Raw genomic sequence first — 12945 nt, 5'->3', positions numbered from 1 at the left:
GCGGGCAGACCTGTTCCGCCCCCGCGCGGCAGGTCGCTCAGCGGGGAAGGGCTGCCCTAGCCGGGGAAAACGGGAATGTCCCGGTACCTGTCCCGGGTCTCGGCCGCGGTCGCGACCGCAAAAGCGCCGGGTGCGAGCCGCAGCGGCGCCCGGTGGTTCGAAGTGACGGCATGCGGATCGCCGGGCCGCGGCGGGCCGTTGTCGACCGCGGACTGGTTGCCCAGCGCGCCGGTCGAGTCGCCGGGGGGCGCCTGACGAGCAGGCGCCTGTCCCGCTCGTACGCCGCCCTGGTCACGGCGCACGGCGACACCACCGGTGTCGAAGGCGGGACCGCTGGGTCCGTACGAGGCGTCAGCGGGTGCGTCCGACCGACGCACCGCCTTGTCGTGCTCGCCCTTGACGCTCGGCCGCTCCGTCACCCCGCTCGACGGCTGCGGGGCCGAACCGACCGGCGGAGCCTGCGCACCCGCACCGGGGAGCGCGGGCAGCCCCGGCAGGTCGGGGAAACCCGGCACGGACGGCAGAACGTCCGGCGGGGTTGCGCCCAGTCCGTCGGTGACCGTCTTCACCACGTCACCGATCGGCCGTACGACGGTGTCGGCGGCCGGCTGAGCGACATGGCGAACGGTGTCGGTGACCTGCGTGACAGTGCTCGAGCGGTTCGTGCCGGCCTCGGGGGCCGACGTACCCGCCGTCACCACCCGGTCCGCCGCGCTCTTCGCCGACTGCACGACCCCCGTCGGAGTCGTCGACGGCGCTCCGTCGGCCGCCTGCGCCTGCTCCCCGCAGAGGAACCCGAGTGCGAACAACCCGCCCACCAGCAGCACCACTTGCAGCGCACGTCGTCCGGCCGCCGTACGCATCACGCGCACAGCGGCACCGGGCAGTGCGACTGAGGGGGTCAAGAGGGGGAGGGTCCTCCCGTACGAAGGCAAGAGAAGGCTCTGAGGCCGCGTCGATCCTCGCACGGGACTCCCGAGGTTGCGCAAGTCCCCTGTTACCGATGGGTATTCATGTCCGGATTTTCCATCCCCCTCACCTGGTGTCCGGTATCGGCAGCGGACGATTCTCGATCGCCGCCGCCATCACGTCGGGAAACAGGTCGGGCGTACACGCGAACGCCGGTGCGTCCAGGGCCGCGAGCGCCGCCGCGTGCTCACGGTCGTACGCGGGCGCCCCCTCGTCGGACAGCGCGAGCAGCGTCACGAACTGCACCCCCGACGCCTTCATCGCCGCCACCCGCTTCAGCATCTCGTTGCGTATGCCTCCTTCGTAGAGGTCGCTGATGAGCACGACCACCGTGTCGGCGGGCCGGGTGATCTGCGACTGGCAGTACGCGAGCGCCCTGTTGATGTCCGTACCGCCACCGAGCTGGGTGCCGAAGAGGACGTCGACCGCGTCGTCGAGCTGGTCGGTGAGGTCGACGACGGCCGTGTCGAAGACGACGAGCCGGGTGGAGATGGACCGCATCGAGGCGAGCACGGCACCGAACACGGACGCGTAGACGACGGACGCCGCCATCGACCCCGACTGGTCGATGCAGAGGATGACCTCCTTCTTCACGGACTGTGAGGCTCGGCCGTAGCCGATCAGCCGCTCCGGCACGATCGTGCGGTACTCGGGCAGGTAGTGCTTCAGGTTGGCCGCGATCGTGCGGTTCCAGTCGATGTCGTGGTGGCGGGGTCTGCTGATCCGGGCGCTGCGGTCGAGCGCTCCGGTGAGCGTGGCCCGGGTGCGGGTGGCGAGCCGCTTCTCCAGGTCCTCGACAACCTTGCGCACGACGGCCCGCGCCGTCTCCTTCGTCGTCTCCGGCATGGCCTTGTTGAGGGAGAGAAGGGTGCCCACCAAGTGCACATCGGCCTCCACCGCCTCCAGCATCTCGGGCTCCAGCAGGAGGGTGGACAGCCCGAGCCGGTCGATGGCATCGCGCTGCATGACCTGGACGACGGAGGAGGGGAAGTACGTCCGTATGTCCCCGAGCCAACGCGCTACCGACGGCGCCGACGCCCCGAGCCCCGCCGAACGGTCCCGCCCCGACTGCGCCTTGCTCCCCTTCCCGTAGAGAGCGCTGAGCGCCCCGTCCATCGCGGCGTCCTGCCCGGCGAGCGCACATCCGGTGCCGTCCGCGTCGTCGCCGCCGAGCACGAGCCGCCAGCGCCGGAGCCGCTCGCTCGTTGCGTCGGTTGCGCGGGGCGCGCCGCTTGCGTCGGTTGCGCCGCTCACTTCGCTCGCGTTCACCGGTGCGATCATCGGGCCACCCCCACAAGGTCGTTGCCGTCGCCGACATGATCGTCAGTCACGTGATCGTCACCGGCGTCGAATCCGTCCGGCCCGAGCAGCAGACGCAAAACCGGCAGTACGGCGTCCGCGCGCTCGGGGTCGAGGTCGGGGGCGAACCCTGGTATTCCGCAGGTCGCGACCCCCGTGCTCCCCCGCGCTCCCGGCCCACGCCGGACCAGCTCGCCCAGCGTCCTGCGCACCCCGGCCTCGTACGCCGAGAACGTCCGCCGCAGCAACGGCAGCACATCGGTGAACGCCTCCGCCGGCACCCCGGTCAGCCAGGTGTCCACCAGCCCGAGCAGCCGCTCGTCGTGCACGAGCAGCATCCCGCCCCCGGAACCGCCCCCGACGAAGCCCTCGATCCACGCGGCCGCATCCCCGGGTGCCGTCCCCGGCGACAGAACGAGCCCCATGAGCCGGGCGGCCTCGTCCTGTGCCAACTCCCCTTCGTCCAGCAGCAGTCGTACGGCCCGTCCGCGGATCACCCCCGCCACGGCGTCCCGCCCGGCCAACACCCGGAGCACGGAGTGCCAACGGCCGCGTATGCCGGCGGGGGACGGCGTAGGGCGGGCATCCTGCGCGGCACCGCCGGGTGATGTGGTGGCGGCTGACGCCGCGGCCGTCTCCCCCAGGAGCGCCACGGCCCCGTGCACCGCGTCCACATGGCGTCGCATTTCTTCGGCGGCCTCGGTGTCGAGGGCCGCGCAGCCCGGTGGAAGGCCGACGAAGATCCGCTCGGCGAGGCCCGCCGCGACGTCGGTGAGGGCGTGGGTGTCCGTGCCGCGCACATCTCCGTAGCGCAGGGAGCGGACCAGGGCGGGCAGGGCCTGGGCGAGGTGGCCGACGTCCGCGTCGAGGGCGGCCCGGTCGGCGAGGACCCGCATCACCACGGGCAGCACGTCCGGCAGTTCCGCCAGCAGGCAGCGCTCGGCGAGTGCCGTGACATCGGCCAGCGCGTGCGCGGCGACCGCGTCCGCCTCGGCCCTGGCCGTCGCGGCGGCCAGTACCGTCGTACCCCACACGCCGGCCTCCGCGACCCGCACCGACAGCTCCGGCTCCCAGCGCAGCCGCCAGGTCTCCCGGAAGGTGCCCGTGCTGCCGCGCGACACGGCGGGCTCGCCCCACTCGACGCCGAGGAGCCGCAACCGGTGCAGCAGCCTGCTGCGCTCGGCGTCGGTCTCCTTGCGCAGGTCGAGCTCCAACTCCCGCTCCAGTGACTCCGGTTTGAGCCGCAGCCGCCGCTGGAGCCGCGCGAGGTCGCGCTGCAACGGCACCGCGGGGGCCGACTCCGGCACCTCCCCCAGCACATCGCCGACCACGAGCCGGTCCCGCACCAGCGCCAGCGGCACGTCCGAGCCCTCGCACATCACGGCCCGTACGGCGTCGGTGGTCTCGGTCAGCCCCGGCAGCGGGCGGCCACGCATCGCGGCGAGCGTGTCGGCCAGCCGCACCGCCTCGATGACGTGCGCGGGCGAGATCATCCGGTCCTCGTCGCGCAGCAGCCGGGCCACCTTGGTCATCCAGCGCTCGACCGGGCGGTCGGGGGCACTGAACAGATGCCCGTACCAACCCGGCGAGTCGATGCCCGCGCCGTACCCACTGACCCGGGACAGCCGGCGGTACGTCCACGGCACCCACGTCATGTCGGCCTTCGCCTTGGGCAGCCCCTTGAGCAGCGCCCGGTCCGTGCCGACCGCCGTCCTCTGCCGCAACGCGGGCACGTGCCAGGCCCCGCACACCACGGCCACGTCGTCCCCGAACTCCCGCTCCGCCGCCCGCACCTGGAGCCGCATGTACGCCTCCCGCACCAGGTCACGGTCGTGTCCCCCGACCCCGTACGCCTCCCGCAGCGCCCCCATCGCCTCCTCGAGCACGGTGAACGGTGCGAACGGATCGCTCGCCGCCCCGCTTCGGTGCTCGACCACGTCCTCCCACCAGCGCTCGGGATCGTCGTAACCGGCCGTCTGGGCGAGTACGGCGAGGGGGTCGATCCGCACGGCCGCCTCGACGGGCCGACTGGGATCGACGGGCGGCGCATCCCCTGGTTCGTCCTCCTGATCGAGCTCTTCTTTGCCCCACGCCAGCGTGTGGGTCGCCGGGAGATCGATGAAGCGGGCCGGGACTCCGCTCTCCAGGGCCCACCGGATCGCCACCCACTCCGGTGAGAACTCGGCCAGCGGCCAGAAGGCCGAGCGGCCGGGCTCGTCCACGACGTGGGCGAGGAGGGCGACCGGGGGCCGCATCTCCTTGTCGGCGGCGAGCGGGATGAGCCCATCCGCCTCCGGGGGTCCCTCGATCAGCACGACCCGGGGCGCCGCCGCCTCCAGCGCGGCCCGCACGGCCCGCGCCGACCCGGGGCCGTGATGCCGCACCCCCAGCAGCAACGGCCCTGCGGTGAAGACCGTCATGCGCTCACCTCCCGACAGGCCCGGTAGAAGTCCTTCCAGCCGTCCCGCTCGCGGACGACCGCCTCCAGGTACTCCTGCCAGATGACGCGGTCGGCCGCCGGATCGCGGACGACGGCGCCGAGAATGCCGGCGGCGACATCGCTCGCCCGCAGGACGCCGTCGCCGAAGTGGGCGGCCAGGGCGAGGCCGCCCGTGACGACGGAGATCGCCTCGGCGGTGGACAGGGTGCCGCTGGGCGACTTCAGCTTCGTGCGCCCGTCGGCCGTGACCCCGTCGCGCAGCTCGCGGAAGACGGTGACGACGCGGCGGATCTCGTCGATGCCGTCGGGCACGGCGGGCAGGTCGAGGGAGCGGCCGATCTGGTCGACGCGGCGCGAGACGATGTCGACCTCGGCGTCGGCGCTCTCCGGCAGCGGCAGCACGACCGTGTTGAAGCGGCGGCGCAGCGCACTGGACAGTTCATTGATCCCGCGGTCGCGGTCGTTGGCCGTCGCGATCAGGTTGAAGCCGCGGACGGCCTGCACCTCCTGCCCCAACTCCGGTATGGGCAGGGTCTTTTCCGACAGGATCGTGATCAGCGTGTCCTGCACGTCGGCCGGGATGCGGGTCAGCTCCTCGACTCGGGCGGTCATGCCCTCGGCCATGGCCCGCATGACAGGGCTCGGCACGAGCGCGTCGCGGCTCGGGCCGTGCGCGAGCAGCTGCGCGTAGTTCCACCCGTACCGGATCGCCTCCTCCTGGGTGCCCGCCGTGCCCTGCACGAGCAGGGTCGAGTCGCCGCTGACCGCCGCGGCAAGGTGCTCGGACACCCAGGTCTTCGCGGTGCCGGGCACGCCGAGCAGGAGCAGGGCGCGATCGGTGGCGAGCGTGGTGACGGCTACCTCGACGATGCGGCGCGGGCCCACGTACTTGGGTGTGATCACCGTGCCGTCCGGCAGGGTGCCGCCGAGCAGATACGTCGCCACGGCCCACGGCGACAGCCGCCAGCGGGCCGGGCGGGGCCGGTCGTCCTGCGCGGCCAGCGCGGCGAGTTCGGCGGCGAAGGCGTCTTCGGCATGCGGCCGCAGCGCCTCGGCCGACGCGTCGGCGGTCGCTCCCGTCCCCTCCCCCGCAGGCGTAGGCACGGACGTCGGTTCAACGGACACGGACATGGCTCGGTCCCCCTCCAGCTCGGCCGGTTCGGATCTGGTTCCACCGTGCACCACGCCACTGACAATGCGCGCTGACCTGCGCAGATGTGCTCGCGAGGGCCGATTGTCAGTGGCGGGATCTACCTTCGATGGCATGACTCAGCAGGCGGTGCGCTGGACGGCGGATCAGGTGCTGGCACTGGCGCCTGACGCCGCGTCACGCAAGGCGGGGAGCAAACTCGGCGCGGCCGGGCCGTGGTCGGAGGCGGGCAGTTCGGACGAGGGGACGGTATGGGGACTGTGCAGGGGAAGTGGCAGCAAGCCGTATCGGACGGTCATCGACATCGCGGACTCCGCCGGGCCCGCTTACCAGTGCAGTTGTCCGAGCCGAAAGTTCCCCTGCAAGCACGCGCTGGGGCTGCTGCTGCTCTGGGCGGGCGCGGACGGCACGGTGCCGCGGGGGCAGGCACCGGACTGGGCGGAGCGGTGGATACAGGGGAGAAGAGAGCGCGCGGAGAAGAGGACGGCGGGCGGGGCATCTGGAGCCGCGCCGTCGGGCGATCCGGAGGCGGCTCGGCGCAGGGCGGAGCGCCGGGCCGAGCGGATCACGGCGGGGGTGTCGGAGTTGGAGCAGCGGCTGGCCGACTTGCTGCGCGGCGGCCTCGCCTCGGCCGAGCAGGCGGGGTACGGACTGTGGGAGGAGACGGCGGCCCGGATGGTCGACGCTCAGGCACCCGGTCTGGCCGCGCGGGTAAGGGAGTTGGGGTCGATCCCGTCGTCCGGTCCGGGCTGGCCGGCGCGGCTCCTTGAGGAGTGCGCGCTGCTCCACCTCCTCGACCAGGGCTGGCTGCGACGCGAGCGGCTGCCGGACGGCCTTGCCGCGACGGTCCGTTCACGGGTCGGGCTCTCCGGTTCGGCGGACGGCCCGCCGGTGCGCGACCGCTGGCTGGTCCTCGCCCAGTACGACACGGCGGACGCCCGCCTCACGACGCGCAGGATCTGGCTGTACGGCGCGGAGTCCGGCCGCACGGTCCTGCTCCTCTCCTACGGGGCGGCCGGCCGTGCACCGGAGCTGGCGCTGCCCGTGGGGATGGCCTTCGAGGCGGAGATGTCCGCGTATCCGGGCGCCGGGCAGCTGCGGTCCGCGCTGGGCGAGCAGTTCACGCCTCCCGCACCCACGTCGATACGGCCACCGGGGCTGACCACATCGCAGGCGACCGCCCGCTATGGAGCGGCGCTGCGGGCCGACCCCTGGCTGGACTCCTGCCCGGTCACCCTGGACCGGGTCGTCCCCACCCCGGACGGCGACTCCTGGCAACTGGCGGATGCCGAAAGCGACTTGGCGCTGCCCCTCACCCCCTCCGCCCGGTCCCGCCCCGACCTGTGGCGTCTCGTCGCCCTCTCCGGCGGAGCCCCTGTCACGGTCTTCGGCGAGTGCGGACACCGCGGATTCACTCCGCTGACGGCCTGGGCGGAGGAGGGCAGGGGGCAGGCGGTGCCGCTGTGCTGACGGCTGAGACCACAGGGAACCCATGGCCGCGCTGACCGCACCGACCAGCCTGCCGATCTCCGTACGGAAAGGACGCTCATGAATACGACCTCGGCCTCAGCGGGCGCGCCCGCCGGTGGCTCCTGGGAGGAGCTCGTCACCGTGGCGTTGCTCGGGACCGAGCGGCGTACGCCTCCGGGATGGGTGCCGGGGCGGGAGGCTCCGGTGGCGTTGTTGGACGCGGCCGCAGTGGAGACACTGCGGCGGCGGGCCGGAGTGCGGCCGGCGCCGGCGGCGGCCCGGCCTGAGCCGGCCGCGCGGGACCCCCGGCCGGCGCTGCCGCCCGCCGCGGCCCGCAGGCTGGTGATGCTGCTGGCGGACCGGCCCGGCACGGGGGGCGGTGGCCGCAGAGGGGCGGCGCCGGACCTCATGGAGCTGCTGCCCCAGTGGCTCACCCTGGCGAACGCGCGCGGATTCGCGGCGCCCCCGGAGACCCTGCCCGCGCTCCTCGACGCGGCCCGCGGACGCACCGATCTGCGGCCGGCGGCCCTGGCCTTCGCCGGGCCACGGGCACTCTGGCTGGCGCGGCTGAATCAGGAGTGGCGGTTCGCGCTGCGCTCCTCACCGGGCGGCGGCGCCGCGCTGCCGGGCCCGGAGGACGCGGAGCGCGTACAACAGCTGTGGCAGGAGGGGTTGTTCGCCGAGCGGGTCGCGCTGCTTTCGGCGATACGGGCCAAGGACCCCGCCGCCGCACGCGACTTGCTGGCCACCACATGGGCGACGGAGCGGGCCGAGGACCGGCTGATGTTCCTCGACTCACTGCGGTCGGGGCTGTGCCCGGCGGACGAGCCGTTCCTGGAGCGGGCGCTGGCCGACCGGAGCCGCAACGTACGGGCGACGGCGGCGGAACTGCTGTCCGCGCTGCCGGGTTCCGCGCTCGCGGCACGGATGGCGGCCCGGGCCGGTTCCTGCGTGTCCGTCGACCGTACGGAGGCCACGCCCACGATCGTGGTCGAGGCGCCGCACGAGTGCGACGCGGGCATGGAGCGGGACGGCGTGGTGGCGAAGGCTCCGGCCGGACGGGGCGAACGATCGTGGTGGCTCGGCCAGTTGGTCGAGGCGGCGCCGCTCGCGACATGGCCGGAGCGGTTCGGGGGGCGTACGCCGGAGGAGATCGTGGCGCTTCCCGTGGCCGACGACTGGCGGGCCGAGCTGCATGCCGCGTGGTGCCGGGCGGCCGTGCGGCAGCGTGATCCCGGGTGGTCCAGGGCGCTCCTCGGGGCGCCCTCCGCGCCGGAGGCCGGAGGACCGGGGGCGGTGTCACTGGCCGAGCGGTCCAAGCTGCTCGCCACGTTGGGGGCCGGTGAGCGGGCCGAGTGGGTGGCGGGGTTCATCGGGACGCACGGGTTGTCCGAGGCGTTTCAGTTGCTCGGGGTGTGTGCGGTGCCCTGGGCCGGGGCCTTGGGGCGGGCGGTGGTGGACGCGCTCAATATCGCGCGGGACGCCGGGAGTTATCCATGGAGCTTCAGTGGGGTGATGGGGCTGGCCGAGCGGTGTCTCGACCCCGCGGAGTCCGTGCGGTTCGATGGCCTCACCTCGGTTCCCGACGAGTCGGAGAACGCGGCGCCGGGGGCCGGCGGCTACTGGGCCGAGGCGTTCCAGCGCCTCGTCACCACGCTTCGCTTGCGCGCGGCCATGGCTTCGGAGCTGGCCGTGCCGTGAGTGGTTTATCGCCCCCGCCGCCCCTACCCATTCCCGTACCTGGGGGCTGCGCCCCCAGACCCCCTGGGTTGTTCTTTTGGTGCGGGGCGGTGGGGGCTTGTCGCGCAGTTCCCCGCGCCCCTTACGGGGCGCGGGGGGGCTGGGGCGGCGGGGGCAAAAAACCCGGGCCCGCGCTACGCCCCGGCCGGCTGCCTCACGTTCGCCCGTACCCAGTCCACGATCGACTGCGTCGTCGCCCCCGGCGTGAAGATCTCGGCGACGCCCTTCTCCTTGAGGGGCGCGATGTCCGCCTCGGGGATGATGCCGCCGCCGAAGACCTTGATGTCCTCCGCATCGCGCTCCTTGAGGAGGTCGATGACGGCCGCGAAGAGCGTGTTGTGGGCACCGGAGAGGATCGAGAGGCCGATCGCGTCGGCGTCCTCCTGGATCGCGGTGTCGACGATCTGCTCGGGGGTCTGATGGAGCCCGGTGTAGATGACCTCCATACCGGCGTCGCGCAGAGCCCGCGCGATCACCTTGGCTCCGCGATCGTGGCCGTCGAGCCCCGGCTTGGCCACCACCACGCGGATCGGACCGGCTGCCACACCCATCACTGCCTCCATGAACCGACTACATCAACCTGTACCGACTACCGAATACCGATACATGACGTTTGACTACGACTACGACACATATCGCACATTCCGCTGCTCACCGCACCGGATGCGCCGTGCGGCACGGGCGCCCCGAGCCGTACCGGCCGGGGAAGTGAACGAACGTTATCGCCAGCATCCCGCAACCGGCAGTTTCACGGTGGAGACCGAGGGGGAAATCACACAGTGGGACAAGTTCGCCGCGCACCGTTCCGCGTCCCGCGGCACACGCGCCGCATGGACCTGCGGCACACGGGCCACGGCCGGAGCCTGCGCAAGGAGAGCCGCGATCAGGTGGCCTCACCACCGCGACGTCAGCGGGACACCGTGACGGTGGGGCACATCGGCGAGGCCACGACAGCGGGGAGCCACGCCAGCACAAGGACGACGGGACGACGAAGACGACTCCGGGCCGCCGCCGGGCCCTACCGCCCACGGCCTGGAATTGCGTCGCACCCCTCGGCAGGGCACCCCGTAGCGTAATCGGCGCATCACGCGCCGCACACGCGCTGTCGGTCATCGCCGTCACCGCCACCGCGGCTGTCCACGAGGGCACACGGGGGACAGAGCGGTCCTCCCGCGTGCCGACTGGAGGTCGGCCATGAAGGTCACCAGGGCAGCGTTGCCCTTTCTCCCCCTCTGTCAGCGTCTGTTTCCGATTCCGAGCAGACTGGCAGGACTCTCGGTGGCTCTCCTGAAGGCGACGGCCCTGGAGATCGCGATCCTCGCCGGGCACCTCCTCCTCTACCCCTCCGGCATCACCCCGGAGCGCCGCACCGCCCCCGCACTTCCCTCACCCGATGCCGCCCGGCTGCCCACCGAGGCCAAGCCCCCGGTCGTCCTGCTGCACGGCTTCATCGACAACCGCTCGGTCTTCCTCCTGCTGCGCCGCAACCTCGCGCAGCACGGCAGGCAGCACGTAGAGTCGCTCAACTACTCCCCGCTCACGTGCGACATCCGCACCGCCGCCGAGCTGCTCGGCCGGCACATAGAGGAGATCTGCGAGCGCACGGGCCACGACCGGGTCGACATCGTCGGGCACAGCCTCGGCGGTCTGATCGCGCGCTATTACGTGCAGTGCCTCGGCGGCGACACCCACGTGCGCACCCTGGTCACACTCGGCACCCCGCACTCGGGCACCCGCGTGGCCCCGTTGATGAACGCACACCCGATCGTCCGTCAGATGCGCCCCGGCTCCGAGGTGATCGAGGAGCTGCGCACGCCCGCACCAGGCTGCCGTACGCACTTCGTCAGTTTCTGGAGCGATCTCGACCATCTGATGGACCCGCTGGAGACGGCCTGCATCGACCACCCGGACCTGCTCGCGCAGAACGTCCGCGTGAGCGGCGTCGGCCATCTGGCCCTGCCCGTGCACCCCGCCGTGGCGGCAGGGATACGGCAGGCCCTCGACATCGAGGAGACAGGAGTCGGCGTCGCCACCCAGACCGGCGGCCTGACAGTGGCGTAACAGCCCCCGCACAGCCGCCCGACACCCCCACGACTTCGAACATTCATCGAACGCCAGGCCAAGGCCGTGCCCACACTCCCCCGAAACACGGCCGAATGCCCGTTTCCTGCGAGGGGGAAACCTGCCGAAGATTGTCGCGCCCGCGTACCGCCGGGTACAGTCACCGCACTGCTCTGCCAGCCCCTGTTGTCGAGGCGAAAGAGAAGTTGGTGAACGACCGTCACCCGTCGGGGACTGCAACTCCCCCGGCTCCGGCTTCCGATGCCGCCTCGGCGCTCTATGCGTCGTACGGCGGGCAGGAAGCCCAGTACGGCGACTTCACCACGTACGACGGCTACGCCGCCACCGGTTTTGACACCGGCGCCACCGGTACCGGTAGCTACGCGACCGCGAGCTTCGAGACCGACCCCCTCTTCGGCGACATGCCGGGCAACAGCACCGGTTCGTACGACGCCACGCAGTGGAACACCGGCAGCCACCAGACGCCGCACTACGACCCGTACGCCGTGCAGCACCAGGCCGCGTACGACACCGGCAGCTACGAGACGACCACGTGGGCGGCCGGTTACCAGCAGCTCGCCGACATCCCCGCGCAGCATCCTGGCCCCGAGGCCTCGGGCCAGTGGGACGCGACCGGCTGGCTCCAGCCCGAGCAGTCGCTCGACGGGACCCAGCAGTGGAGCATCCCGGCCCAGGAAACGGGCGCGTACGACGCTACGCAGTGGAACACCACCGCCGGCCACGACACGGGCCATGACACGTACCAGGCGTACGAGCACCCGCAGCCCGACGCGTACGCGCAGCAGCACCCGCAACCGGAGTCGTACGAAGAGCAGCACGCACAACCCGAGTCGTACGAGCACCAGCCCGAGCCCTTCGACGAACACGCGACCGCCACCTTCGAGCAGACCTCGTACGAGCACCCCGGGGCCGCCGAGGACGAGTTCGAGATGGCGGACGACAGCGGCGAAGAACACGAGACGCCGCTGCTCGACGACATGGAAGAGATCATCCCGGCTCCCCGCGCCGCGTCGCGGGCCGGCTCCCGCTCCCGTCGCCGCAGCCCCGCGAAACGTTCCGCTCTGCTGACCGTCGCCGTGCCCTCGGCCTGTGTGATGGGGGTCGCCGGGATCGCCGCCGCCTCCGTGGGCACCATCGGCGGGGACGACAGCAAGGACACGACGGCCAGCGCGGCGGACGCGACCTCGGTGAAACCGTCCGCCGCCAACAACAAGCTGGACACCCAGCTCCAGAGTCTGTCCGCGGGCGCCGACGACTTCGCCGACCGGGCCAGCCGGACGCAGGAGCGTATCGACCTCAAGGCCCAGCAGGAAGCCGAGAGGCAGAAGGCGGCGGCGGAGGCGGCCCGCAAGGAGCGGCTGCGCCCGAAGTTCGCGCTCCCGGTGGCGCAGAAGGGGCTCAGCGCCTACTTCGGCCAGGCCGGCATCAACTGGATGTCCGTGCACACAGGCATCGACTTCCCGGTCTCGTACGGTACGACGGTGATGTCCGCGACCGACGGGACCGTCCGCACGCAGTGGAACAGCGCGTACGGGAACATGGCGATCGTCACCGCGAAGGACGGCACGGAGACGTGGTACTGCCACCTCTCCAGCTACAAGGTCGCCTCGGGCACGACGGTGAAGGCCGGTGACCCGATCGCGTTCTCCGGGAACTCCGGCAACTCCACCGGCCCGCATCTGCATTTCGAGGTCCGCCCGGCCGGCGGTTCGGCGATCGACCCGCTGCCGTGGCTGCGCAGCCACGGCCTGGACCCGACGTAAGACGTAATCGACCGCCGGGCCCCACCACCCCC

Annotated in this window: 9 protein-coding genes; 4 read left to right on the top strand and 5 right to left on the bottom strand. The window is 72.3% G+C overall.

The genetic code is table 11. The annotated features are described in order from the left end of the window. Window positions 1–56 precede the first annotated feature (56 nt). The 4 genes from AB5J53_RS29650 to AB5J53_RS29635 form a co-directional block, all read right to left on the bottom strand. Window positions 57–905, bottom strand: a complete 849-nt coding sequence (locus AB5J53_RS29650) for a hypothetical protein (protein ID WP_369248677.1) — start codon at window positions 903–905, stop codon at window positions 57–59. A gap of 130 nt (window positions 906–1035) precedes the next feature. Next, a complete protein-coding gene (locus AB5J53_RS29645) occupies window positions 1036–2250 on the bottom strand; it encodes a VWA domain-containing protein (protein ID WP_369248676.1) in 1215 nt (404 codons plus the stop codon). Beyond that, complete coding sequence (locus tag AB5J53_RS29640) at window positions 2247–4688, bottom strand: DUF5682 family protein (protein ID WP_369248675.1); 2442 nt, start codon at window positions 4686–4688, stop codon at window positions 2247–2249. Before AB5J53_RS29640 ends, AB5J53_RS29645 begins: the two co-directional genes overlap by 4 nt. Beyond that, window positions 4685–5839: an AAA family ATPase gene (locus tag AB5J53_RS29635; RefSeq protein WP_369248674.1), complete on the bottom strand. Its 1155-nt coding sequence runs from the start codon at window positions 5837–5839 to the stop codon at window positions 4685–4687. The genes AB5J53_RS29640 and AB5J53_RS29635 overlap by 4 nt, the downstream gene beginning before the upstream one ends. 133 nt (window positions 5840–5972) lie before the next feature. Between AB5J53_RS29635 and AB5J53_RS29630 the strand changes: the two genes are divergently transcribed. Both AB5J53_RS29630 and AB5J53_RS29625 read left to right on the top strand, forming a co-directional pair. Continuing rightward, window positions 5973–7328 carry an SWIM zinc finger family protein gene (locus AB5J53_RS29630; protein ID WP_369248673.1) on the top strand — a complete coding sequence of 452 codons (1356 nt, stop codon included), beginning with the start codon at window positions 5973–5975 and terminating at the stop codon, window positions 7326–7328. Window positions 7329–7406: 78 nt separating this feature from the next. Next, window positions 7407–9029, top strand: a complete 1623-nt coding sequence (locus AB5J53_RS29625) for a DUF5691 domain-containing protein (RefSeq protein ID WP_369248672.1) — start codon at window positions 7407–7409, stop codon at window positions 9027–9029. A gap of 173 nt (window positions 9030–9202) precedes the next feature. Here AB5J53_RS29625 and AB5J53_RS29620 read toward each other — a convergent pair whose 3' ends face one another. Continuing rightward, window positions 9203–9619, bottom strand: coding sequence for a cobalamin B12-binding domain-containing protein (locus AB5J53_RS29620; RefSeq protein ID WP_369248671.1), 417 nt, complete (start codon window positions 9617–9619; stop codon window positions 9203–9205). A 643-nt stretch (window positions 9620–10262) separates the two neighbouring features. On the opposite strand from AB5J53_RS29620, the gene AB5J53_RS29615 reads away from it, so the two are divergent. Next, window positions 10263–11129, top strand: a complete 867-nt coding sequence (locus AB5J53_RS29615; RefSeq protein ID WP_369248670.1) for an esterase/lipase family protein — start codon at window positions 10263–10265, stop codon at window positions 11127–11129. A gap of 209 nt (window positions 11130–11338) precedes the next feature. Continuing rightward, window positions 11339–12913, top strand: coding sequence for a M23 family metallopeptidase (locus tag AB5J53_RS29610; protein WP_369248669.1), 1575 nt, complete (start codon window positions 11339–11341; stop codon window positions 12911–12913). Window positions 12914–12945: the final 32 nt, after the last annotated feature.

The sequence above is a fragment of the Streptomyces sp. R41 genome, assembly GCF_041053055.1.
GTDB lineage: Bacteria > Actinomycetota > Actinomycetes > Streptomycetales > Streptomycetaceae > Streptomyces.
The sequence above is the reverse complement of the archived record's forward strand: the minus strand, read 5'-3'. Positions and strand labels throughout refer to the sequence as shown.